The 24,645-nt window shown below is 63.3% G+C and carries 22 protein-coding genes; 13 read left to right on the top strand and 9 right to left on the bottom strand.

Annotated features, from left to right (window positions below; translation table 11 throughout):
- The coding region (locus ACW8PS_RS09575) for a flavin-containing monooxygenase (protein ID WP_491527148.1) at window positions 1-1,287 on the top strand (1,287 nt) is incomplete at its 5' end.
- Window positions 1,288-1,723: 436 nt separating this feature from the next.
- Here the strand turns inward: ACW8PS_RS09575 and pnp are convergent.
- Complete coding sequence (gene pnp / locus ACW8PS_RS09570; protein WP_491527147.1) at window positions 1,724-3,853, bottom strand: polyribonucleotide nucleotidyltransferase; 2,130 nt, start codon at window positions 3,851-3,853, stop codon at window positions 1,724-1,726.
- A gap of 240 nt (window positions 3,854-4,093) precedes the next feature.
- Between pnp and ACW8PS_RS09565 the strand changes: the two genes are divergently transcribed.
- Window positions 4,094-5,068, top strand: a complete 975-nt coding sequence (locus ACW8PS_RS09565; protein ID WP_491527146.1) for an asparaginase — start codon at window positions 4,094-4,096, stop codon at window positions 5,066-5,068.
- A 92-nt stretch (window positions 5,069-5,160) separates the two neighbouring features.
- Here the strand turns inward: ACW8PS_RS09565 and rpsO are convergent, their stop codons facing one another.
- Window positions 5,161-5,430: a 30S ribosomal protein S15 gene (rpsO, locus tag ACW8PS_RS09560; protein WP_491527150.1), complete on the bottom strand. Its 270-nt coding sequence runs from the start codon at window positions 5,428-5,430 to the stop codon at window positions 5,161-5,163.
- A 386-nt stretch (window positions 5,431-5,816) separates the two neighbouring features.
- Here rpsO and ACW8PS_RS09555 point away from each other — a divergent pair, with 386 nt between their 5' ends.
- Window positions 5,817-7,415, top strand: a complete 1,599-nt coding sequence (locus ACW8PS_RS09555; RefSeq protein WP_491527145.1) for a calcium-binding protein — start codon at window positions 5,817-5,819, stop codon at window positions 7,413-7,415.
- Between the two features lie 123 nt (window positions 7,416-7,538).
- Here ACW8PS_RS09555 and ACW8PS_RS09550 read toward each other — a convergent pair whose 3' ends face one another.
- The 6 genes from ACW8PS_RS09550 to rbfA all read right to left on the bottom strand — a co-directional run bounded on the left by ACW8PS_RS09550 (window position 7,539) and on the right by rbfA (window position 12,275).
- Window positions 7,539-8,438, bottom strand: a complete 900-nt coding sequence (locus ACW8PS_RS09550; RefSeq protein WP_491527144.1) for an alpha/beta fold hydrolase — start codon at window positions 8,436-8,438, stop codon at window positions 7,539-7,541.
- Between the two features lie 48 nt (window positions 8,439-8,486).
- Window positions 8,487-8,999 (bottom strand): DUF1643 domain-containing protein, encoded by a 513-nt coding sequence (locus ACW8PS_RS09545; RefSeq protein ID WP_491527143.1) that lies wholly within the window; start codon window positions 8,997-8,999, stop codon window positions 8,487-8,489.
- 150 nt (window positions 9,000-9,149) lie between these two features.
- Window positions 9,150-10,007, bottom strand: a complete 858-nt coding sequence (locus ACW8PS_RS09540) for a DUF2189 domain-containing protein (RefSeq protein WP_491527141.1) — start codon at window positions 10,005-10,007, stop codon at window positions 9,150-9,152.
- A gap of 167 nt (window positions 10,008-10,174) precedes the next feature.
- Window positions 10,175-11,077 (bottom strand): tRNA pseudouridine(55) synthase TruB, encoded by a 903-nt coding sequence (gene truB / locus ACW8PS_RS09535; protein WP_491527140.1) that lies wholly within the window; start codon window positions 11,075-11,077, stop codon window positions 10,175-10,177.
- 51 nt (window positions 11,078-11,128) lie between these two features.
- Entirely contained in the window at window positions 11,129-11,875 is a 747-nt protein-coding gene (locus tag ACW8PS_RS09530) for a phosphodiester glycosidase family protein (RefSeq protein WP_491527139.1), read from the bottom strand.
- Window position 11,876: 1 nt separating this feature from the next.
- Window positions 11,877-12,275 (bottom strand): 30S ribosome-binding factor RbfA, encoded by a 399-nt coding sequence (gene rbfA, locus ACW8PS_RS09525; RefSeq protein WP_491527138.1) that lies wholly within the window; start codon window positions 12,273-12,275, stop codon window positions 11,877-11,879.
- 120 nt (window positions 12,276-12,395) lie between these two features.
- On the opposite strand from rbfA, the gene dapB reads away from it, so the two are divergent.
- Both dapB and ACW8PS_RS09515 read left to right on the top strand, forming a co-directional pair.
- Complete coding sequence (dapB, locus tag ACW8PS_RS09520; protein WP_491527137.1) at window positions 12,396-13,217, top strand: 4-hydroxy-tetrahydrodipicolinate reductase; 822 nt, start codon at window positions 12,396-12,398, stop codon at window positions 13,215-13,217.
- Between the two features lie 98 nt (window positions 13,218-13,315).
- On the top strand, window positions 13,316-14,098 hold the full coding sequence (locus tag ACW8PS_RS09515) for a YiiX/YebB-like N1pC/P60 family cysteine hydrolase (RefSeq protein ID WP_491527136.1): 783 nt from the start codon (window positions 13,316-13,318) through the stop codon (window positions 14,096-14,098).
- Between the two features lie 20 nt (window positions 14,099-14,118).
- Here the strand turns inward: ACW8PS_RS09515 and ACW8PS_RS09510 are convergent, their stop codons facing one another.
- On the bottom strand, window positions 14,119-14,310 hold the full coding sequence (locus tag ACW8PS_RS09510) for a DUF1674 domain-containing protein (protein ID WP_491527135.1): 192 nt from the start codon (window positions 14,308-14,310) through the stop codon (window positions 14,119-14,121).
- Window positions 14,311-14,378: 68 nt separating this feature from the next.
- Here ACW8PS_RS09510 and ACW8PS_RS09505 point away from each other — a divergent pair, with 68 nt between their 5' ends.
- The 8 genes from ACW8PS_RS09505 to mutL all read left to right on the top strand — a co-directional run.
- Entirely contained in the window at window positions 14,379-15,626 is a 1,248-nt protein-coding gene (locus ACW8PS_RS09505) for an RsmB/NOP family class I SAM-dependent RNA methyltransferase (RefSeq protein ID WP_491527134.1), read from the top strand.
- A gap of 223 nt (window positions 15,627-15,849) precedes the next feature.
- Entirely contained in the window at window positions 15,850-17,442 is a 1,593-nt protein-coding gene (locus ACW8PS_RS09500) for a heparinase II/III family protein (RefSeq protein ID WP_491527133.1), read from the top strand.
- 17 nt (window positions 17,443-17,459) lie between these two features.
- Window positions 17,460-19,046: a bifunctional phosphoribosylaminoimidazolecarboxamide formyltransferase/IMP cyclohydrolase gene (gene purH, locus ACW8PS_RS09495; RefSeq protein ID WP_491527132.1), complete on the top strand. Its 1,587-nt coding sequence runs from the start codon at window positions 17,460-17,462 to the stop codon at window positions 19,044-19,046.
- 23 nt (window positions 19,047-19,069) lie between these two features.
- The gene (gene lspA, locus ACW8PS_RS09490) at window positions 19,070-19,543 is read left to right on the top strand and encodes a signal peptidase II (RefSeq protein WP_491527131.1); all 474 of its coding nucleotides are present in this window, start codon (window positions 19,070-19,072) and stop codon (window positions 19,541-19,543) included.
- 44 nt (window positions 19,544-19,587) lie between these two features.
- Window positions 19,588-20,109: a DUF3035 domain-containing protein gene (locus ACW8PS_RS09485; RefSeq protein ID WP_491527130.1), complete on the top strand. Its 522-nt coding sequence runs from the start codon at window positions 19,588-19,590 to the stop codon at window positions 20,107-20,109.
- A gap of 86 nt (window positions 20,110-20,195) precedes the next feature.
- Window positions 20,196-21,527 carry a M16 family metallopeptidase gene (locus ACW8PS_RS09480; protein WP_491527129.1) on the top strand — a complete coding sequence of 444 codons (1,332 nt, stop codon included), beginning with the start codon at window positions 20,196-20,198 and terminating at the stop codon, window positions 21,525-21,527.
- An 8-nt stretch (window positions 21,528-21,535) separates the two neighbouring features.
- The gene (locus ACW8PS_RS09475) at window positions 21,536-22,846 is read left to right on the top strand and encodes a M16 family metallopeptidase (RefSeq protein WP_491527149.1); all 1,311 of its coding nucleotides are present in this window, start codon (window positions 21,536-21,538) and stop codon (window positions 22,844-22,846) included.
- A 180-nt stretch (window positions 22,847-23,026) separates the two neighbouring features.
- The coding region (mutL, locus tag ACW8PS_RS09470) for a DNA mismatch repair endonuclease MutL (RefSeq protein WP_491527128.1) at window positions 23,027-24,645 on the top strand (1,619 nt) is incomplete at its 3' end.

Genomic DNA, 24,645 nt, shown 5'->3' with positions numbered 1-24,645 from the left:
ATGGCAATTGAAACAACCGATACGCTGGTCGTTGGCGGCGGTCAGGCCGGGGTCGCAATGAGCGAACATCTGAGCCGCGCGGGCGTGCCGCATATAGTGCTGGAACGCGACCGGATCGCCGAGCGCTGGCGCACGGATCGGTGGGATTCGCTGGTTGCCAATGGCCCGGCCTGGCATGACCGGTTTCCCGGTCTGGATTATTCCGGCACCAACCCCGATGCGTTTCTCGGCAAGGACCGGATTGCCGATTACTTTGCCGAATACGCAAAGATGATCGACGCCCCCATTCGCTGCGGGGTCGAGGTGACCAGGGTCGAAAAGCGCCCGGGCCAACCCGGATTTCGCGCCGAAACATCGGCTGGCGTGATCGAGGCTCGAAACGTGGTCGCCGCGACCGGCCCGTTTCAACGCCCCGTCATCCCGCCGCTTGTGCCCGCCACCCCCGACCTGCTGCAAATCCATTCCACCGGCTATCGCAACCCGGGCGCGCTGCCAAAGGGCGCGGTGCTGGTTGTCGGCGCGGGATCTTCAGGCGCGCAGATTGCCGAAGAACTGATGCGCGCGGGCAGGCAGGTCACGCTGTCGATCGGGCCGCACGGGCGCCCGCCGCGCCGCTACCGGAACCGCGATCTGGTCTGGTGGCTGGGCGTGCTTGGCAAATGGGAGATCCCCACCCCCACCCCCGGCACCGAACATGTCACCATTTCCATCAGCGGGGCCCGGGGCGGGCACACGGTTGATTTTCGCCGCTTTGCCGCGCAGGGCATGACCTTGGTGGGGCGCACCGACAGCTATCAGGACGGCGTGCTGCGGTTTCGCCCGGATCTGGCCGACAATATTGCCGGCGGCGATGCCGATTACCTGTCGGTGCTGGATGAGGCCGATGCCTATGCCGCGCGTCAGGGGCTGGATCTGCCCGACGATCCCGCCGCGCGCATTATAGGCCCCGACCCCGATTGCCTGCGCGATCCGATCCTGTCGCTGGATCTGGCCGCTGCCGGGATCACCACCATCATCTGGGCCACCGGCTTTGCGCTGGACTATAGCTGGCTGCATCTGGATGTGTTCGATGCAGATGGCAAACCGATGCATCAACGCGGCGTGTCGTCCGAGCCCGGCCTCTATTTTCTGGGTCTGCCCTGGCTGTCCAAACGCGGTTCCAGCTTTATCTGGGGCGTCTGGCACGATGCCCGCCACCTGGCCGATCAGATCACGATCCAGCACGGCTATCAGGCCTATGCGGCCCCGGATCGCGGCGCTGGCCAAAGCACGTCTCGCAATAGCTGAGACCGCGTTAAGTGATTCAGGCTTTCTGAGACGTGCTGTAAAACCGGCGGAATTGCCGTTTTGGGCGGGCGCGTTCAAGCAGTCATATGCTGTGTTTCATATGCTGATTTATAGCGCGTCGCGCCTGATCGGATTCGAGCATTCATCACCCGGACCGAGGCAGCGTTCGCGCAATCGAATGCGTTCGGGTCGGCCGGTGGATTCGATTTGGCGCGACGCGCTCTAGGATTGTCCCGCGACCAGCCCGATACCGGCACGGCCACTATTCACAGCCAGGTTTGAGAATATGATTTCTGCCGATTACAGGCACAAATACCCTTATGTGCCGGGCCTTGATCGCAATGCGGCTTGTGGCTGATATTCGTCCTCACGCCATATACAAACGCCCCGGCGTTTCCACCGGGGCGTTCATTATCTCAGCCGAAAAAAGGGCCGCTTACTCAGCGTTTTCCGCTGCTGCTTCCTTGCCGGTGGCCTGATCGACCATCTTCATCGCCAGACGCACCTTGCCGCGATCATCAAAGCCCAGCAGCTTGACCCAGACTTCCTGACCTTCACTCAGAACGTCAGAGGGATGGTTCAGGCGGCGGTTTTCGATCTGGCTGACATGCACCAGACCGTCACGCTTGCCAAAGAAGTTCACGAAGGCGCCGAAATCGACGATCTTCACGACCTTGCCTTTGTAAATCATGCCTTCCTCGGGCTCTGCCACGATCGCATGGATCATGTCATAGGCCTTCTTGATGGCTTCCGCATTGGGCGACGCGATCTTGATGATGCCGTCATCGTTGATATCGACCTTGGCACCCGACACTTCCACGATCTCGCGGATCACCTTGCCGCCGGTTCCGATCACTTCCCGGATCTTGTCGGTGGGGATCTGCATGGTCTCGATCCGCGGGGCGTGAACCGAGAATGATCCCGCCTCGGTCAGGGCTTTGGCCATCTCATCCAGGATATGCAACCGACCGGCTTTGGCCTGCTGCAGGGCTTTTGCCATGATCTCGGGCGTGATGCCCGCAACCTTGATGTCCATTTGCAGGCTGGTAATGCCCGCTTCGGTGCCGGCAACCTTGAAATCCATGTCACCGAGGTGATCCTCGTCACCCAGGATGTCGGTCAGGATCGCATATTGGCCATCCTCTTCCAGGATCAGGCCCATGGCCACACCGGCAACCGGCGCTTTCAGCGGCACGCCCGCATCCATCATCGACAGCGAGCCGCCACAGACCGACGCCATCGAGGAGGAGCCGTTCGATTCGGTGATTTCAGACACCAGGCGCACCGTGTAGGGGAAATCGGTCGCCGCAGGCAAAACCGCCTGCAATGCGCGCCAGGCCAGTTTGCCATGGCCGATCTCGCGCCGACCCGGAGGCCCGACGCGACCCGCTTCGCCCACCGAATAGGGGGGGAAGTTATAGTGCAGCAGGAAATTGGATTTGAAATTGCCATGCAGCGCGTCGATGAACTGTTCGTCATCACCGGTGCCAAGCGTGGTCACCACCAGACTCTGGGTTTCGCCACGGGTAAAGAGGGCAGACCCGTGGGTGCGCGGCAGCAGACCGGTCTCGGACACGATCGAACGGACCTTGTCCAGCGCGCGACCATCAATACGCTTGCCGGTTTTCACCACGTCACCGCGCAGAACCTCGGCTTCCAGTTTCTTCAGGGCCGCGCCAAGATTGGCGTCTTCCAACTGCTCTTCCGTAAGGGCCGCCTTGATGGCGTCCCTGGCGGCGGCAACTGCGCCGGTGCGTTCCTGTTTGTCGGTGATTGCATAGGCGGCGCGGATGGCATCCTCACCGGCGGATTTCACAACGCCATACAGTTCCGAATAATCGGGGGCCTGGAAATCGAACGGCTCTTTCGCGGCGTCTTCGGCCAGCGAAATGATCAGGTCGATGACCGGCTGGATCTGCTCATGCGCAAAGGTCACGGCACCCAGCATTTCTTCTTCCGACAGCTCATAGGCCTCGGATTCGACCATCATCACGGCGTTCTTGGTGCCGGCGACAACCAGATCAAGACGCTGATCGGGGTTGTTGCGCAGGTCGTGCATGTCATCGACGGTCGGGTTCAGGACATAATCGCCACCCTCATACCCGACGCGGCAAGCAGCGATCGGGCCGCGGAACGGCGCGCCGGAAATGGTCAGGGCCGCCGAGGTGGCGATCATCGCGACCATATCGGGGTCATTGACCAGATCGTGGGACAGCACCGTGCACATCACCAGAGTTTCGTGTTTGAAACCGGGCACGAAAAGCGGGCGGATCGGACGGTCGATCAGACGCGCGGTCAGCGTCTCTTTTTCGGTCGGACGCGCCTCACGCTTGAAAAAGCCACCCGGAACCTTGCCGGCGGCATAGTATTTTTCCTGATAGTGAACCGTCAGCGGGAAGAAATCCAATCCCGGTTTCGGCTGTTTGGCAAAGGTCACGGCGGCCATGACGCTGGTTTCGCCCAATGTGGCGATGACGCAGCCATCGGCCTGGCGGGCAATCTTGCCGGTCTCCAGTGTCAGCGTTTCTTCGCCCCACTGGATGGATTTGGTTGTCACGTTGAACATATATCGTTTCCTGTAAGGGAGCACTCCCGGCCCCTGCCGGGTCTCCCGTGTCAATGGCGGCCCCATTGCCGCCGACCCCTTGTCCTTTGTGCGGCGCCGGGGTCCGTCGCGTCGCGTCTCAGATTGGGCGGCCTTACACTGGTTTTGCAGGTTTTGAAAGCGATCTCTTCTTGTTTCGCATGGCCGGGAATGATTTGAGTTCACGCCACGGCCCGGCCACCCTGACCAAGGAGAAAGAGGATGCCCCCGCCCCGCACCCTGTTGCTGCATGCCGGCGGCACCATCGGCATGGTCCCGACGCCGCGCGGGCTCAGCCCGGAACCGGGGCTTGTCGAACGCGCGGTGGCGCGGGTGCTGGATGGCTCCGGGCAGCAAGGCACGGTCCAGATCCTGCCGTTGCAGCCGCTTATCGACAGCGCCAATGCCACGCCCGCCGACTGGAACCGGCTCAGCGCCGGGATCGTCGCCCGCGCCGATGATTTTGACGGGGTCGTCATCACCCATGGCACCGATACGCTGGCCTTCACCTCATCGGCGCTGACCATGGCGCTGGAGGGGCTGGAAAAACCTGTCATCCTGACCGGCTCGATGATTCCGCTGGAGCAGCCCGGCAGCGACGGGGGCCGCAATCTGGCGGACGCGTTGCAAATGGCAACCGAGGCCGAGCCGGGCGTCTGGATCCAGTTTGCGGGCAAGTTGCTGAGAGGGCCACGGGCGCGCAAGATCCACAGTTCGGCCCATGATGCGTTTTCGGCGATGCTGTCCGACCGCCCGCCGCGCCGGGACAGAACAGCCCTGATCCGGCATGAATACGGCGCGGCGGCGCTGGCCGTGGTGCCGGTGGCACCGGGCTGTGCCATGGATGTCATAGATTATGCAATGGCGCGCTGCGATGGCGTTGTCCTGCGTTGCTATGGCAGCGGAACGGTGCCGGATGATCCGGTGCTTGAGGGGGCTCTGGCCAAGGCGGCGGCGCGCGGTATTGCGGTCGTGGCGGTCAGCGAAACGCTGGCGGGCGGCACATCTTTTGGCACCTATGAGGCCGGGGCGGTATTGCTGCGTCACGGTGTGATCGACGGGCGCGACATGACGCTGGAAGCCGCCTATGCCAAGCTGGCGCTGGCCTTGGCGACCTGCCCGGATCTGGCGGCGCAACGGGCCTTCATCGAAACCCCGCTTTGCGGTGAGTTCGGGCAGCCTTTTGGCCAGGGCTGACAGCGCGGGGATTGGGATGATGACACTCGACACCCGGCACAAGAAAACGCCCGCTTGGCAAAGCGGGCGTTCAATGTCGCGCGGCAGCGGGTTTAGCGGCGGATGCCCAGGCGCTTGATCAGGTCCTGATAGCGGGCCTCATCCTTGGCTTTGGTGTAATCCAGCAGCTTGCGGCGCAGAGCCACCATTTTCAGGAGACCACGGCGGCCGTGATTGTCCTTCTTGTGGATCTTGAAATGCTCGGTCAGGGTGGTGATCCGGCTGGTCAGAATGGCAACCTGAACTTCGGGCGATCCGGTGTCGCCTTCCTTGGTTGCGAATTCCTTCATCAGGCGGGTTTTTTCTTCGGCGGTAATCGACATCGGGGTCTCCTTCATGAGGTTGGTGTGGATGGCGCAGGCCGGGATGTCGTCCAGCAAGGCCCATGGAGAAACGCCGCCCGGGTCAACCCGGCGACTGCGCGCGTATAAATCAGCCACGCGGCAAAGGAAAGCACCAAGTTCGGGCACCGCAATGCCACCGCTCACATTAACCATGGCTTAACGAATTGCTTGCCCTTTGAGGTGAATGCGAAAAAAATAGCCGCGCGGTTTGGGTGGTTTGTTCATCCGCCCGAAACGCCGCCACATTTATTCCACAGGAAAACCTTGTGGGTGTCGGCAAAAAACCAGGCCCCTGACCCAAGATTGATGAAATGGACGTGAAAGGCCCAACCCCCGGGGCCTGTCAGTGAGACAAAGGAAAGCACATGTTGGCAGCGGGTGGCGTATTGGCGCTTATGCTCGTCGGGTTCATGCTCGAGGGGGTTTTTGCAGAGGATAGCGGCAGCGAAACCGGAAACACGGCGGCGGATGGCAACACGGAGGGGTCCGAAGAGGAACCGCTGGAAGTTACCGACCTGAGCGATTTTCTGTTCGGCGGGGGCGAGGATGATACCCGGCCGGAAGATGACGACGCGGATGGCGCGGATGGCGCGGGCGACGCAGAGGTTGAAACCGGCCCGCTGACCATGACGGGCAGCGCCGGCGATGACACCATGACCGGCGGCAGTGACGATGAGATGCTGATCGGCGGCGATGGCGACGATACGCTGGATGGCGGCGACGGGGCCGACACGCTGATCGGCGGCGATGGCGCGGATATGCTGATACTCGGTGCCGGTGATGAGGCCAGCGGCGGCGATGGCGCAGACACATTTGTCACCAGCACCGACGCCATGACCGACATGCCGGTGTTGCAGGATTTCCAATCCGGCATCGACACGATCCTGGTGCAGTATGAGGGCGACACGCCCCCTGAAATCACCTTTGAAACCAGCTCCGAAGGCGATTCATCCTCGGTCCTGGTTGATGGTGTTCAAGTCCTGCAATTGCAAGGCGTCACCGAGGTTTCAATGGATGATATCGTGCTGCAGGGCGACGGGGCCGGCAATGGCCCCGACGATGACAGCCTGACCGGCGGACCGGGCGACGACACCCTGGATGGCGGGCCGGGCAACGATACCCTGGATGGCCTGGACGGCAATGACCTGCTGAATGGCGGCACCGGTGACGATATCCTGCGCGGCCGCAGCGGCATGGATGAGCTTTTTGGCCAGCAAGGCAATGATGCCCTGACCGGCGGCTATGGCGATGATCTGATCTCGGGCGGCAGCGAGAATGACATCGCCTTCGGCAATGAAGGCAATGACACCGTCCTGGGCGGCGACGGCAATGATGAGCTATACGGCGACGAGGGCGATGACACCATGTCGGGCGGGCAGGGCTATGACCTGCTGCATGGTGGCGATGGCGACGACCTGATGACCGGCGATGGCGGCAATGACCTGCTGTTCGGCAGCGATGGCGATGACACCATCGAAGGCGGCGACGGCAATGATTACCTGCTTGGCGGGTTCGGGGCTGATGAACTGTCTGGCGGCGACGGCAATGACACGCTGGATGGCACCTTTGCCGCCGGCGACCAGGATTTCGGCCCCTATGATGAAGATCAGGCCGACACGCTGGATGGCGGCGCGGGCGATGATCACATCCTGATTGGCGAAAACGATATCGCCACCGGCGGCGACGGGGCCGATATCTTTGAATCCGGCGTCTATGTCGAAACCGATAGTGATGCGGGCATCGTCACCGATTTCAATCCGGCTGAAGATCGCATTCAGGTCACCGTCGATCTGGCGGAAACGCCGGACCCCAGTATCACGGTGGTTGATTTCGCCGATGGCACCGGGGCCGATATCATCGTCAACGGAACCGTCGTGCTCAGCGTCACCGGGGCCCAGGGGCTGGATCCGTCGACGATTCTGGTGCGCGATCTTGATCTGGACGACGTGCCGGAAACCGCCTGATCCCGGCACCGGATCGGCCTTTCTTTCGGCACTGCACGCTGACCTCTCCGATAGCGCAAAATTCTTTCCGAAGAATTTTTCACCGCCCGCGGCAGCCAAAAAACCACTTGCCGCCTGCCCGCTTCAGGATGCCTGAAAATGCGGCAGCACGGCGGCCAGCACGGCCTCGGGCACTTCCTCCATGGCGAAATGCCCGGTGCCATGGATCTCGCTGCCGGTGACTGGGGCGTCGCACCAGCTCTGCCAGATTGCTTTGGGGTCACCGGTGCGGGCCGGAAATCCGGCGCTGGCCCAGATGAAATGCACCGGGGCCGCGATCTTGTTGCCGGCCAGCCGGTCGGCCTCATCCAGGGCGCGGTCAATCGTGGCCCCGGCCCGGTAATCGGCGCACATCGCGGCCACCTGCACCGGGTTTTCGCCCTGCGCCCGGTAGCTTTCCAGTGCCGCCTCGGAAAACGGTGCCAGGCTGCGGCAATGGGTCAGGCTGGCCAGCGTCCAGTCGATATAGCCCGGCCCATCGGCACCAATCATTCGCTCGGGCAATGGGGCCGCCTGCGCCAGAAAGGTCCAGTGATAGGCTTTGAGCGCCAACTCCGCATCCCATGCGCGCCAGAAATCGCCGGTCGGCACGATCTCGATTATCCCCAACCGATCAACCCGTTCCGCATGGTCCAGCGCCAGCCGGTAGGCCACCCGCGCACCGCGATCATGGCCAAGGACATGCGCCCGCTCCAGCCCCATGAAATCCATCAACCCGATGATATCCCGCGCCATTTCCCGTTTGGCATAGACATGGTGATCGGCATCATCGGCAGGCGCGTCGCTGTCGCCATAGCCGCGCAGATCGGGGATGATGCAGTGAAAATGCTGCGCCAGTTCGGGGGCGATCCTGGCCCATGCCATATGGTTTTGCGGAAAACCATGCAGCAAGATCAGAGGCGGGCCGTTGCCGCCCTGATGCACCGACAGGCGGATGCCATTGGTCGGGATGAAACTTTGTGAAAACCCAGGGATTGCAGACATCGGTATCGGACCCTCCGGGGCCAAGACTGAAGCGCCGCCGGTCAGAGGTCAACCGGCCCGCCAGCGAACCGGCGCTTTTGCATAGGCAATATAGAGCGGATGGCGCGGATGCCCGGCCTTGCTGAGACCGAGGCAGGTGAGATCTGCGCCCGCGCCGCGCAGCAAAGCCTCGACTTGTGGGCCGCGCCCCAGATGCTCGCCATGCACCCCCCATCCGGCAATCACGCAATCGGCCCAGATCAGCCCCGCCAGCAGCAGCGCGTCATTCTCTGCGCCGACCGGTTCCGCCGCCTGGCGCAGCTTTTTCGGGTCGGTTTCGCGCCAGGCGAAGATGTTCATCACCCGCATCGCACCATAGCCCAGAGCCCGCGCCCGGCGCTCGCAGCGTTCCACCGTCGGGTCATTGGCCCGTTCGGTGGCTTTCGAGGGGTTCAGCATGATGAACAGCAGCCGGGGCGCGGCATCATCCCAGACCCGCGTCAGCGCATAGCGATAGCGCTCGCAATCGGAATACACCGCCACGCTGGCGGCATCGCCTTTTTGAAATTCCCGCGTGATCATGGCACCGCTTGTCAGCCAGGCGGGGGCAGGATGCAACTATAGCGTGCCGCGCCCAATCAGATTCGTGTATTCACCGGTCAGGCCGAGGCAGCGTTCGCGCAAGCGAATGCGTTCGGCCTGACCGGTGAATTCGATTTGGTGCGACATGCCCTAGCCGATGGCGCGGCGATAAAGATGCCAGGTGGCGTGGCCAAGCACCGGCATCACCACGATCAGGCCCAGAAAGAACGGGATCGCCGCAAGTGCCAGCGATATCGCCACGACCAGCCCCCACAAGATCACCGCGCCGGGGTTTGCCCGTGTCACGCGCAGCGATGTCGTCACCGCCACCACCAGCCCGGTCTGGCGGTCCAGAAGCAGCGGAAAGGCCACGATGCTGATTGACAGAACCACGCCCGCGAATACGGCACCTGCCGGAATACCCAGCAAGATCATCGTCCAGCCATCGGGTGTCGTTGCCACGTCGCGCAGGAACGCGATGGCTGACACCGGCAGCGCGGGCCCCATCGTGGCGAGATAAATCAGATAGGCGGTGCCCATCCAGGCCCCGAACAGGGCCAGCAGATAGAGCCCGAGCAAAAATATCGCGCCGACCGATGGCGACCCGATCAGGTTCAGCGCATCGCTCCAGCTGGCCTGCAGGCCGGCCTCGCGGCGGCGGCTCAGCTCGTAAAGCCCGATCGCGGCAACCGGCCCCAGCAAGGCAAAGCCCGCAATCATCGGAAAGATGAAGGGCGCAAGCTCGGCATTGAAGGCGGCCCAGACCAGCATCAGACCGATCACCGGGTAAATCAGGCACAGAAACATCACGTCAGACCGGAAAAAGGTGAAATCCTCCAGCCCCTTGCGCAGCGCCAGCCCGATATCGGCACCATCGATGCGGCGCACCACCGGCGGCCCGGCAGCCGCATTGCCTTGCACCTGGTCTGCCATTTCGGCCAGGTGATGCCCGCCGCGCCCAAGTGCCTGCGCGCCCCAGGACAGGGGGTTTCCGATTGTCTTGGCCATGAGCGTCTCCTTTTCTCGCAACCTGAAAGATCAGGACGGCGCGAAAAGGGGGAACTGCCGATGCCGTTTCAAGCAGGGGCGCATCCTTGCGGCCATCCCTGCGCCTATCTTAGCACATCGCCCGCGCATGACTGCGCACAACCGCACACAACCACGCGAGGCGGCCTCTAAAGGTTGAACACGCGGGCCGGATGCACTTCACCACCGCGGTAAATGCCGACCGCCAGAGGTTGACCATTATAGGACACCCAGACTTCCTCGCCATACTCCGCCGTGCCCAGAACCTGCCCCGGATTGCCGTTGCGCAGCCGCGCGGCCCCCGGATCGGTGGCGCGCAATTCGGTCAGATCGACAAGACCCACGGCAACCGGCAACAGATGCGCGTCCAGCGCCGGGTCTTTCGCCAGATCCTCGACCACCTTGAACGGCACCGCATCGTCAACGTCAAACGGCCCCGACCAGACCCGGCGCAGGGTTTGGACATGACCATAACAGCCCAGCATCTGGCCCAGATCGCGCGCGACGGACCGGACATAGCCGCCCTTGCCGCAGACCAGTTCCAGCGTGACGTGATCGGCATCGGGGCGCTCCAGCATTGTCAGGCTGTCGACATAGAGCGGGCGCGCAGCAAGCGTGATATCTTCCCCATCGCGGGCCAGTTTATAGGCCCGTTCGCCGTCGATCTTCACGGCCGAAAACTTGGGCGGCACCTGTTGGATGTCGCCCACGAATGCGGGCAATGCGGCGGTGATCTGGTCATCACCGGGCCGGGTGTCGCTGGTCGCGATCACGGTGCCTTCGGCGTCATCGGTATTGGTCGCGGCCCCAAAGCGGATGGTGAACACATAGGCCTTCAGCGCATCGGTGATATAGGGGACCGTCTTGGTCGCCTCGCCCAGGGCCACGGCCAGAACGCCGGTCGCGTCCGGGTCCAGCGTGCCGGCATGGCCCGCCTTTTTCGCATCCAGCGCCCACCTGACCTTGTTGGCAACCGCACTCGAGGTGATGCCCGCAGGCTTGTCGACCACCAGCCAGCCGGAAATGTCGCGCCCTTTGCGTTTGCGTGCCATATGGCCCCCTGATGTTTTGCCGAAAAAAGGCCTGCTACGGCGTTTTGCGCTTTACCGGGATGGGTCGGCCTCGTCAATAACGGTGCCCAGAATCGGCCCCAGCCAGAACCCGTAATCCCGACGCCCCAGATCGCGCGAATACAGCCGCGACACCCGGCCATCGAGGTAGAGCGCATTTTCCACCCCCAGGAAATCCCTGAAAAACCGCGCAAAAAGGTGGAAATTCACCGCATTGTTCGAAATCGCGAAATAGGCCCGCGTGCCGGTCGCATCCACGCCGACCCCGTTGCGAATATTGCGCGAGCTGCTGTCCTCGCGAAACCGGGGATGCAGCGCGCCGTCGATCACCAGCATCGGACCCGATTGGGTGGCATCGCGGCAATCGGGCGTGTCGCGGACATAGGCGAGGCTTTCGATCACCTGCGCCCGGCCCGCCATGATGCAGAACACGCCATTGGGCAGCATTCCGAAATTGCCGGGGCCGGCGGCGGTGACAAGGCCATGTTCCTGCTCGCCATCTTCGATATACAGACCCACCGGCCGGCGATCTTCCCGAAACATGCCGCCATTGATGGCAAAGCCAAGCTGTTGGCCGGGGGGCAAACTGGCCTCGACCCGCGAAAACTGGCCCAGAATATCGCCGGCATCATCGCGCAGGAACAGCCGCAGATCCTCTTGCGTCAGGTCGACCTCGCACAGGGCAAAACCGGTGCCGTCAAAGGTGACCTCACGGCAATCCGCCGCCGCTGCCAACCCCGGCAGCAACCCGACCAGCACTGCGATGAACAGCCCGCGCATATCAGTCCTTTTCCAGATCCTGGCGCACTTTATCCTGTGCAAACAGGCGGCGCGATTCATCCAGCTTGTCAAATGTATCATCAATCAGAAACCGCAGATCGGGCGCGAATTTCAGGCTCACTTCCTTGCCGATGGCGCGGCGCAGCTCGTGCTTGTTGCGCTTCAGCGCCTGGATCGCTTCTGTGCGTTTGTCGCCGCCAAGGGGCAGCACATAGGCGGTGGCGATCTTCAGATCGGCGGAGACGCGAACCTCGCTTACTGTGATCGACAGCGCGTTCAGCTCCGGGTCATGCACATCGTCGCGCATCAGCAGATCCGACAGCGTGCGACGGATCAGTTCGCCGACCCGCAACTGGCGCTGTGACGGGCCCGACCCGTCGCGAAATTTGTTCTTTGCCATGGCGTTTTTCCTTTGGCCCCCATGTATGGGATTGACCCCCGCCCCGCAAGAGATCCGCTTTGCGATTGCGCGCGCGCTGCGCTAGACCAGCCCGGACAGCGGCAAGGAGGGGCGCGGGCGATGCAGGACAATATTGGGGTGGCCGTAATGGGCGCATCGGGCCGCATGGGCCAGATGCTGATCAATGTGATCAATGACAGCGCCACCGCGCATCTGGTGGCGGTCACCGAACGCCCCGGCCATGACTGGGCGGGCCGCGATCTGGGCGAGGCGATGGGCGGGGCCGCCACCGGCATTCCGGTTCATTCCGACCCGATAGAGGCCATCGTGAACGCGCAGGCGGTGATCGACTTCACCACCCCCGACGCCACCATTGACCACGCCCTGCTGACCGCGCAGGCGCGCGCCGTGCATGTCATCGGAACCACCGGGTTCGAGGCCGCGCATCTTGAGAAACTGGGCCATGCCGCCCGCCATGCCACCATCATCCGGGCCGGCAACATGAGCCTTGGCGTCAATCTTCTGGTGCAGATCACCCGCCAGGTGGCCGCCGCACTGGACGAGGATTTCGATATCGAGGTGATCGAGGCGCATCATCACCACAAGGTCGACGCACCGTCGGGCACCGCGCTGATGTTGGGCCAGGCCGCCGCCGATGCGCGCGGCATTGATCTTGCGGTCGCCTCGGACCGCGCCCGCGACGGCATCACCGGCCCGCGCAAGCGCGGCCATATCGGGTTTTCCAACATCCGGGGCGGTGATATCGTCGGCGAACATGACGTGCTGTTTGCCGGTCAGGGCGAACGCATCGTCCTGCGCCATATGGCGACCGATCGTTCCGTGTTTGCGCGCGGCGCGCTCAAGGCCGCGCTCTGGGGCCAGGGCAAGGGGCCGGGGCAGTTCGACATGCTGGATGTTCTGGGCCTGAACCGGGGCAACTGACCCGCCGCCTATGGGCACCATCGCCCCTTCGTGACTGGTGCCGGGCTTGACACACGCGCCCGGGCTTCCTTCGTCTGTAGACAACACGGAGAAGCAAGATGTTCAGACGGGTGCGCGCCGCCTATCAATCAGGGTTACGGAAAATCGGCAATCGCATTGCCGATAAGCTCAATAGCGAAAGTTCCGGCTACAGCCCTTACACACCGTCGGATTTTCAGACGCTCAGCAACACGTTGCAACCGGGCGACATCTTGCTGATCGAAGGCAATGCGCGGGTATCGAACGCCATCAAATATCTGACCCAATCGACCTGGTCGCATGCCGCCATCTATGTCGGCGAAGTGCTGCCGGCACCTGATGCGGGCCAGGACCACCCGAGGCTGATCGAAGTCAATCTCGGCGAAGGCTGCGTCGCTGTTGCGCTGACGAAATACGAGAACTTCAACACCCGTATCTGCCGCCCGGTGGGGCTGACGGCAGCGGATCGCGCCGCCGTGGTCGGCTACATGGTTGACCGGCTTGGGCTCAGCTATGACCTGCGCAACATCTTTGACCTGGCGCGCTATCTGTTTCCGACGCCGCCGGTTCCGGTGCGCTGGCGGCGCCGGATGATCGCGCTTGGCTCGGGTGACCCGAGCCGCGCCATCTGTTCATCTTTGATTGCGCAGGCGTTCCAGTCGATCAACTATCCGATCCTGCCAAGCGTGACGCGGTGCAAGGACATGTGCGAATTCGCCCGGCGCGAGATCTACCACATTCGCCACCATTCCCTCTTCGCGCCGCGTGATTTCGACCTGTCACCCTATTTCGAGGTGGTCAAACCGACATTGACGCAATCCTTCGACTACCGGGCCCTGCAATGGGAGCCGCGGCAGGATTGAAGCCCGGCGGGGCCGAACGCTCAGAAATCGACGGCGATGCCCTTGCGTTCCCAATCGCCATAGCGCACCGGTTCGGGCCCGTCGCGCCCGCCCAGTTCGGCAGGCAGGTCGGCAGCTTTGGCCGCCTTCCTGCGGGCCGTCGCCTCGGCCAATGCACGCTGCGCCTCAGGCGGCAGATCGGGGCGGGCGGCAGGGTCGGCGGCGTCGGACATGGCAGGCTCCTTGTGAAGGGATGGGCTTTGATATACCCCGCTGGGCGTCTCAGACAAGAGGAAGCCCGATGTCCGATACCGGCCTTGCCGCCCGCCGCGCGGCGCTGGATCACCTTTATGCGGTTTTGTGGGAAAAGCGGCTTTTGTCGCATCACGCCAAACCCGATCTGCCGCCCGAGGATGCCGCCCGCGCAATGCGTCTGGCGCTGACCGTGCTGCGCCATCTGGGCCGGCTGGATGCCGTGTTGCGCCCCTATTTGCAGCGCCGCCCCAACATGGCAATCCAGAACATCCTGCGCCTTGGCGCGGCCGAATTGCTGGTCGACGGATCGGACGCACATGGCGTGGTCAGCAGCCTTGTCGAAATTGCCAAACGCAACGCCCGCACCCGGCGCGGGACCGGCATGGTGAATGCCGTTCTGCGCAAGATTGACACCGGCGCGCGGGATGCCTGGGCCGCGTCGCCGCCGCAAAAACTGCCGGTCTGGCTGCGCAAACCGCTGCACAAGGCCTATGGCACCGAGGCGCTGGTTGCGATCGAGGCGGCCCATGAACGGGCCGTGCCGTTGGATCTGACGCCAAAACCGGGGGTGGTGGTGGCCGGCGCAGAGGCCCTGCCGACGGGATCGTTCCGCCTGTCCGGCGCGCAGGTCTCGGCCCTGCCGGGATACGCCACCGGCGATTGGTGGGTGCAGGATGGTGCCGCCGCGCTGCCGGTAAAGCTTTTGGGCGATGTCACCGGGATGCAGGTGCTGGATCTGTGCGCCGCGCCGGGCGGCAAGACCATGCAGCTGGCCGCGGGCGGGGCGCAGGTTACCGCGCTCGACATCTCGGAACACCGGCTGGCCCGGGTCGCGGAAAACCTGACCCGCACCGGCTTGGCGGCCGATCTTGTCAGCGCCGATCTGCTGACATGGCAGGGCGGGCCGTTTGATGCCATCTTGCTGGATGCGCCCTGTTCGGCCTCCGGCACCATCCGCCGCCACCCCGACCTGCCTTTCGTGAAATCCGCCGATGAGATCGAGACCCTGACCCGGCTGCAGATGCAGATGATCGACAAGGCGCTGACCCTGCTGAAACCAGGCGGGCGGATGGTGTTCTGCACCTGCTCGCTATTGCCCAATGAGGGCGAGAATCAGGTCAAGGCGGCGCTGAAGCGGCATCCGGGTTTGACTGTCCTGCCGGTCGATCCCGTAACGCTTGGCGGTGAACCACATTGGGCCAGCACTGAGGGCGGATTGCGTCTGCGCCCTGATTACTGGGCCGAACGCGGCGGGATAGACGGGTTCTACATGGCCCTTTTGCAAAAGGCATAAGCCCTGTATCCTTCGGCGCAAAAGATAAACCAGAGCAGCAAGCGCGCCAATGCCCGAAACCCTGTCCCCTGCCCCGATTTCCCTGCGGGAGCGCCCGGGGCGGATCTTGCGATCCGCCAATCGGTGGGCGGCGTGGCGGGCCGGATTTTCGGCGCGCGCACGCGGGTTCACATCGCAGCCTGAACCTCGATCCATCGGGTCCGATACGCGCGGGCGCCAGATTATGTCGGGCAATCTGCTGTTCGCCGGCGTGTTGATGCAACTGCCCAAGGATCTGCCCTGGGCGGTCGCGCTGCCCTCGGATGCGTTCGAGGATGAATTGCATGGCTTTGAATGGCTGGACCATCTGGCCGCCGTAGCCGACGGGTCGGGGCGCCCGATGGCGCAGGATTGGCTGGCCGACTGGCTGCAACGCTATGGCGGTGGCAAAGGGCCGGGCTGGTCGCCGGATCTGGTCGGACGGCGCCAGATTCGCTGGATCAGCCACGCGCTGTTTCTGATGAATGGGCAAAGCACGGCGGAAACCCGCGCATTCTATGCCGCATTGGGGCGCCAGACCGCGTTTCTGGCCCGCCGCTGGAGCACCACATCGCATGGCCTGCCCCGGTTCGAGGCGCTGACCGGCCTGATCTATTCCGCCTGCGCCCTGACCGGAATGGAACATCACCTGCCCGCCGCGTTGCGCGCGCTGGTCAGTGAATGCGCCCGCGAAATCGACGCTTCGGGCGGGATCGTGACCCGCAACCCCGAGGAATTGCTGAACGTCTTTACGCTGCTGACCTGGACCGCGGCGGTGCTGGAGGAATCCGGCAAACGCCCCGACCCCGCCGTCAACACCGCGATCATGCGCATCGCGCCCACCCTGCGCAGCCTGCGCCATGCCGATGGCGGGTTGGCGCGGTTTCAGGGTGGCGGGCGCGGCGCACCGGGGCGGCTGGATCATGCGCTGTCACAATCGGGCGTGCGGCCTGCAACCGTGACCGGGCTGGCGATGGGATATGCGCGCCTGTCTGCCGGGCGCAGTTCGGTGGTGATCGATGCCAGCCCCCCGATGATGGGGCCTGACGCGCTCAATTCCCATGCCTCCACGCTGGCCTTTGAATTGACGTCCGGTAGGCGCCCGGTGATCGTCAATTGCGGCTCAGGCGCCAGTTTCGGGGCCGATTGGCGGCGCGCGGGCCGGGCCACGCCGTCGCATTCCACCTTGGCGATCGAAGGCTATTCCTCATCCCGGCTTGGCCCCCACGCGGCGCATCATGGCGTGGTGAAACAAGCCCTGATCGACGGCCCGAAAACGGTCGAGGTGCAGGAGGCTGAAACCGGTGCATCGCGCGCCATCGCCTTTTCGCATGACGGATATCGCCGCACCCATGGCCTGATCCATCTGCGCAGCCTGAGCCTGGAAAATGATGGCCGCCTGCTGCGCGGCGAAGATGGCCTGGCAGCCCTTGATGCCAAGGACCGCGACACGCTGGACCGGGTCATTGCCCGCCTGCCGGTGGACGGCATCCCCTTCATGGTGCGCTTTCATCTGCACCCCGATGTCGAGGCCAAGCTGGATATGGGCGGCGCGGCTGTCTCGCTGATTCTGCGCGGCGGCGAAACCTGGGTGTTCCGGCATGGCCGCGAGGCGAGCCTGAGTCTGGAGAAAAGCGTTTACCTCGAATCCGGGCGGCTGAAGCCACGCGCGACAAAACAGATCGTTCTATCTGCCCGCGTAACCGATTATGGCAGCGCTGTAAGCTGGAGCCTTGCCAAGCCCACGGATACCCCGCGCGGCCATCGCGACTACGTGCGCGACGATGAATGGCTCTGACAGGAGAGAAAGAGACCATGACCGACCACGCCGCCGTTCGCCGCGCCTTGATATCCGTTTCTGACAAGACCGGGCTGATCGAATTTGCCCAAGGCCTGGCCGCGCGCGGCATCCAATTGCTGTCGACCGGCGGATCGGCGCGGGCGATGCGCGAGGCCGGTCTTGCCGTAACCGATGTGGCCGAAATCACCGGTTTTCCCGAGATGATGGATGGGCGGGTGAAAACGCTGCATCCGAAGGTGCATGGCGGGTTGCTGGCGCTGCGCGACAATGCCGAGCACAGGGCCGCAATGGTCGACCACGGGATCGAGGGCATCGATCTGCTTGTCGTCAACCTCTACCCGTTCGAGGAAACCGTCGCCAAAGGGGCCGACTGGGATACTTGCATTGAAAATATCGACATTGGCGGCCCCGCGATGATCCGGGCCGCGGCCAAGAACCACGCATTTGTCACGGTCGTGGTGGATGTCGCGGATTACGCCAAGGTTCTGGGTGATCTGGACCAGCATGACGGCAAGACCTGCGCCAAATTTCGCCGCAAACTGGCGCAACGCGCCTATGCCCGCACGGCCGCCTATGACGCCGCGGTTTCCACCTGGATGGCCGGTGCCATTGGCGACGCCGCGCCGCGCCGCCGCGCCTTTGCCGGCACGCTGGCCCAGACCCTGCGCTATGGCGAAAACCCGCATCAATCGGCGGCCTTCTACACCGATGGCAGCGCTCGCCCAGGTGTGGCCACGGCCCGGCAGCATCAGGGCAAGGAGCTGTCCTATAACAACATCAACGACACCGATGCCGCGTTTGAACTGGTGGCCGAGTTTGGCAATTCCACGCCCACCTGCGCCATCATCAAACATGCCAATCCCTGCGGCGTCGCCACCGGGGCCACCCTGCTGGAAGCCTATAAAGCGGCATTTGATTGTGACCGCACCTCCGCCTTTGGCGGAATTGTCGCGCTGAACCAGCCGCTGGATGCGGCAACGGCCGAGGAAATCACCGCCATCTTTACCGAAGTCGTGATCGCGCCCGGGGCCAGCGCCGAGGCCATGAGTATTTTTGCAAAGAAGAAAAACCTGCGGCTGCTGACCACCGAGGCGTTGCCCGACATGCGCAGCGGCGGGCAAACCGTGCGCCAGGTGGCGGGCGGCTATCTGGTGCAGGACAAGGATATTGGATCTGTCGATATGGGTGATCTGAAACTGGTTACCAAACTGGCCCCCACCGAGGCCCAGATGCGCGATCTGCTCTTTGCCTGGAAAGTGGCCAAACATGTGAAATCGAACGCTATCGTCTATGTGAAGGACGGGGCCACCGTCGGTGTCGGCGCGGGCCAGATGAGCCGACTTGATTCGGCGCTTATCGCGGCGAAGAAATCCGAACGCATGGCCGAGGCGCTTGGCCTGCCCAGCCCCCTGACCCAAGGTTCCGCCGTGGCGTCGGATGCGTTTTTTCCCTTTGCAGATGGCCTGTTGGAGGCCGCCGCCGCAGGCGCATCCTGTGTGATCCAGCCCGGCGGGTCGATGCGCGATGATGAGGTAATTGCCGCCGCCGATGAGGCCGGGCTTGCCATGGTCTTTACCGGTATGCGTCACTTCCGGCACTGACCGGCACTGAAAGGAACGCCCCAATGCGCCTGACCCTGATTTCGGCCCTGTTCTGGTTCCTGCTGGACCAGCTCAGCAAGACCGCCATCCTGTATTGGATGAACCTTGCCGAGCGCGGTGAGGTTGCCGTGCTGCCGCCCTATCTGCATTTCCGCCTTGGCTGGAACACGGGCGTCAATTTTGGCCTGTTTGCGGGCAATGGCGACACCACGCGCTGGGTCCTGATCGCTGTGGCGGTGATCATCTCGGGCTGGGTTCTGTGGTGGGCAAAAACCGGGCTGACCCGAAAACTGGCGCTGCTGTCCGCCGGGGCCATCGTAGGCGGCGCGCTGGCCAATGCGCTGGACCGGGTGATTTATGGCGCGGTCGTGGATTTTCTGAACACCACTTGCTGCGGGTTCAACAACCCCTATACTTTCAATCTGGCCGATGTCGGCATCTTCGCAGGCGCGGCCGGGTTGCTCATCTTTGCCGATGCGGAGAAGAAGACCACGTGACGGCGCGAAAAACATACGCTAAACCGTCCGAAAGGAGTGGGTGAATGAGCAGGCTTCGCACGAAAATCGGATTGGCGCTGGTGCTTGTCGTATTGGCGGCGTGCAGCAGTCAGAACCCATCGCTTCTGAACCTGCGCGCCAGCGGCGAAGGCCCGGATGAATTCGGCGTTCTGCCAACCCGTCCGCTGGAAATTCCGACCGATCTGGCCAGCCTGCCAACCCCGATGCTTGGTGCCACCAACCGCGCCGACCCGGACCCCGAGGCCGATGTTGCGGCTGCCCTTGGCGGTGACGTCAATCGTGCCACGCCGGGCTCTGCCAGCCTGATCGGCCATGCCACCCGATTCGGAGTTGGCGATGGCATCCGCGAGGTGCTTGCGGCCGAAGATCTTGAGTTCCGCCGCCGCAATGATGGCCGCCTGCTGGAACGTCTGGCCGCCATCAATATCTATCACCGCGCCTATCGTGTGATGGCGCTGGATCGCTATGCCGAACTTGAACGCATGCGCGCCGCTGGCATCCGCACCCCCGCCGCACCCCCGCAATCCATCGGCAATATCAACTGATCCCTCCTCACATCGGCGTCAGTGCGCTTGATGCCGGGGTAAAAGCCCGTATGTCTAAAGCCAACGGTTGATCTGAAAGGTTGAAAATGCTGCGATTTACGCTGGCGGCCTGCCTGAGCGTTCTGGGGCTTGTTGCCCCCACGCTCTCGGCGGCCCAAGTGACCGAGTTTACCCTTGATAACGGAATGCAGGCGATTGTGATCGAGGATCACCGCGCGCCTGCCGTGGTTCATATGCTGTGGTATCGCGCCGGTGCCGCCGATGAACCGCCGGGGCGTTCCGGCATCGCGCATTTTCTGGAACATTTGATGTTCAAGGCGACCGAAACCCTGGAAAACGGTGAATTTTCCCAGATCGTCGAGGCCAATGGCGGGTCTGACAATGCCTTTACCTCGTGGGATTACACCGGCTATTTCCAGCGCGTCGCCGCCGACCGGCTTGGCCTGATGATGCAGATGGAAGCCGACCGGATGCGCAACCTGCGGCTGACCGATGAAGATATCGAGACCGAGCGCAGCGTGGTTCTGGAAGAACGCGCGCAGCGCACCGACAGCAGCGCCGGGGCGCTTTTTTCCGAACAGATGCGCGCCGCGCTGTATCTCAACCACCCCTACCGCATTCCGATCGTCGGCTGGCGCCATGAGATGGAGACCCTGGAACGCGAGGATGTGTTTGATTTCTACCGGCGCAACTATTCCCCCGATAACGCCATCCTGATCGTCGCGGGCGATGTCACGCCGGCCGAGGTGCAAGCCCTGGCCGAGCAGTATTACGGGCCGCTGGAACCGTCCGGCGTTACGCCCCGCACCCGGCCAAGTGAGCCGCCCAATATTGCCGAACGCCGCGTCTATTACGAAGACCCCCGCGTGTCAGACCCTTATGTGATGCGCAGCTATCTGGCCCCGGAACGCGACAGCGGCGATCAGCGCATCGCAGCGGCCTTGACGCTTTTGTCCAATATCCTGGGCGGCAGCGGGGCCACATCGGTCTTGCCGCGCGTGCTTCAGGTCGAAGAAGAACGCGCGCTCTATGCCTCGACCTCCTATGGCGGCATCAATCTCGATGACAGCGTGTTTACCATCTACAACGTGCCGGTGCCCGGTATCAGCCTGGAAGAGGCCGAGGCCGATATGGACCGCGTCATCGCGCAATTCCTGGAAGACGGCATTGACCCCGAACAGTTCGAGCGGATCAAGTTTCAATGGGCCGCCGACCAGATCTACATGCAGGACAACGCCGCGCAACTGGCCCGCACCTATGGCGCGGCCCTGACCTCGGGGCTGACGGTGGCCGATGTGCAGGAATGGCCCGATATCATCGCCTCGATCACCACCGAAGAGGTGATGGAGGCCGCGCGCATGATCTTTCAGGACACGCCCGCCGTCACCGGTTATCTGACCGCCCCCGAAGATCAGTAAGGATGTTCATCATGATCCGTGCAAGTATCGCTTTTCTGGTCCTTCTGGCCGCCCCCGTCGCAGCCCAGGTCGATATTCGGGAGGTCACCTCACCGGGGGGTATCTCGGCCTGGCTGGTGCAAGATGACAGCATCCCCTTCGTGGCGCTCGATTTCCGGTTCGAAGGCGGCACCTCGCTGGATGCGGAGGGTCGTCGCGGTGCCACATACATGATGACCGGCCTGCTGGAAGAAGGGGCCGGCCCCCTCGATTCGCGCCAGTTTGCCACCGAAGTGGAAAGCCTTGCGGCGCGGTTCGGCTTTGACGCCAATACCGATTCCGTCTCCATCACGGCCCAGATGCTGACCCAGAATCGCGATGAAGCGGCGGAATTGTTGCGCCTGGCCATTCAGGAGCCCAATTTCGAACAGGATGATCTGGATCGCGTCCGCACCCAGGTTCTGTCGATCATCGACAGCAACGCAAACGACCCCAGTGAAATCGCCAGCGCGGCCTTCTACGCCCAGGCTTTTGGCGATCACCCCTATGGCAGCGCGTTGGAGGGCACCACCGAGAGCGTCATGGCCCTGACCCGGCAGGATATGATCGACGCCCATCGCGCCGTGTTTGCCCGCGACAGGGTCTATATCGGCGCGGCGGGCGATATCTCGCCCGAGGATCTGGGGCTGCTGCTGGACCGTCTGTTGGGCGACCTGCCCGAAACCGGTGCCCCCATGCCCGGCCCCGCCCCCTACCAGCTTACCGGCGGCGTCACCGTCATCGACTATCCGACGCCGCAATCGACCGCCCTGTTCGGCCAGCGCGGCATCGCCTTCAACGACCCTGATTTCTTTTCGGCTTTCGTGCTGAACCAGATCCTGGGCGGCGGCGGCTATCGCTCGCGTCTGATGCAGGAAATCCGCGAGGAGCGGGGCCTGACCTATGGCATCAGCACCTTTCTGGCGCTGTTTGATTACGGGCCGCTGTTGATGGGGCAGTTTTCCTCGTCCAATGATCTGGTGGCCGAGGCGATCGAGGTGCTGCGCGCCGAATGGGCCGAGGTTGCCGCAAATGGCGTCACGCAGGAGGAGATGGACGCCGCACAGCTTTACATGACCGGATCCTACCCGCTGCGCTTTGACGGCAATTCCAACATCGCGGGCATTCTTGCGGGCATGCAGGCCGATGACATGCCGATCGACTATATCAACACCCGCAACGACCGGGTGATGGCGGTGACGCTGCAAGACGTCCGCGCCATGGCCGCCCGGCTGATGAATGCAGAGGACCTGCGCGTCGTGGTGGTGGGCCAGCCCGAGGGGCTGGAAACCACGCAGTAGGGTTTTGTTGGCGCGCGCAGATCTGGACGGATCCGGGATTTGAACCAGATATATCCTGGCCGGGGTCGGGACCGATTGATCTTGCATGCGCGGCTTTCCGGCAGGGCGGGATCCGCCTGGCAGGCATGGCAGCTCAGAGGATGTTTCCGAATCGTTCCGGGCCATGCTATCCCTAGTGGCATGGCATTTCCTGACCGCAATATGGGCGAAAGCCAGCCGATCATCCGCCAGTTGGATGAAGCCGCAATCAACCGGATCGCGGCCGGTGAGGTCGTGGAACGCCCCGCCTCGGCCGTAAAAGAACTGGTCGAAAACGCCATTGATGCAGGGGCAGGCCGAATTGCCATCGAGGTCTCGAATGGCGGCAAGGCCCTGATCCGGGTCACCGATGACGGCTGTGGCATGGGCCCCGAGGCGCTGCCGATGGCGCTGACCCGGCATGCGACATCCAAGATCGACGGCAGCGATTTGCTGAACATCCAGTCCTTCGGGTTCCGCGGTGAGGCGCTGCCCTCGCTCGGGGCCGTGGGCCGGTTGATGATCACCAGCCGTGCAGCCGGCGGCGAGGCGCATACCATTGCCATTTCGGGCGGCCGCCAATCGGTGCTGCGCCCCGCCGCCCTGACCGTGGGCACCGTGGTGGAATTGCGCGATCTTTTCTTTGCCACTCCCGCCCGGCTGAAATTCCTGCGCTCGGACCGGGCCGAGATGCAGGCGATCACCGAGGTGGTCAAACGGCTGGCGATGGCCGAACCTGCCGTGGGGTTCACGCTGCGCGACATGTCGGACGGGTCCGATCGGGTGATCTTTCGCGCGGATCCTGAAACCGGCGATCTGTTCGCGGCGCTCGGGCAACGGCTTGGCCGGATCATGGGGCGTGAATTCGTCGAAAACGCCCTGCCCATTGATGCCGAACGCGACGGTATGCGGCTGGTGGGATATGCTGGCCTGCCGACCTATTCGCGCGGCTCCTCCATGGCGCAGTATTTCTTTGTCAACGGGCGTCCGGTGCGCGACAAGCTGCTGGTCGGCGCGCTGCGCGGGGCATATTCCGATTTCCTCAGCCGTGACCGGCATCCTGCGGTGGCGCTGTTCATCGACTGCCCGCCCGACCGGGTTGATGTGAATGTGCATCCCGCCAAATCCGAGGTCCGGTTTCGCGAACCCGGCATTGCGCGCGGGTTGATCGTGTCGGCCCTGCGCCATGCGCTGGCCGAGGCCGGGCATCGTGCCTCTTCTACCGTGGCCACAGCCACCCTTGGCGCGTTCCGCCGTGAACAAACCGGCCCGGCCCGTATCTACCAGATGGACCGCCCGTCGCAGCCCGCCCTGCGCAACGCCGCCGCCTGGCAAGCCCCCGGTCTGGCCGAAACCGCCGCCGGTTTTTCGCCTGCATCCGGCCGGGTCGAGGAGGGGCCGGATGAGACCGAGCAAACCCAGCTCCCGCTTGGGGCCGCCCGCGCGCAGCTGCATGAAAACTACATCATCGCGCAGACCGAAACCGGCATGGTCATTGTAGATCAACACGCCGCGCATGAACGGCTGGTCTATGAGAAACTGAAGCGCCAGATGGCGGAAAACGGCGTCGCGTCGCAGGCGCTGCTGATCCCGGAAATCATCAACCTTGGTGAAGGCGATGCCGCCCGCCTGTTGGATCTGGCGGGTGATCTGGCGCGGTTTGGTCTGGTGCTGGAGCCTTTCGGCCCCGGCACCATCGCCGTGCGTGCAACGCCCGCAATTCTTGGCCCTGTCAATGCCGAGGCCATGCTGCGCGATATTCTGGATGAGCTGGATGATCT

Source organism: Alterinioella sp. (assembly GCF_058343375.1).
The sequence above is the reverse complement of the archived record's forward strand: the minus strand, read 5'-3'. Positions and strand labels throughout refer to the sequence as shown.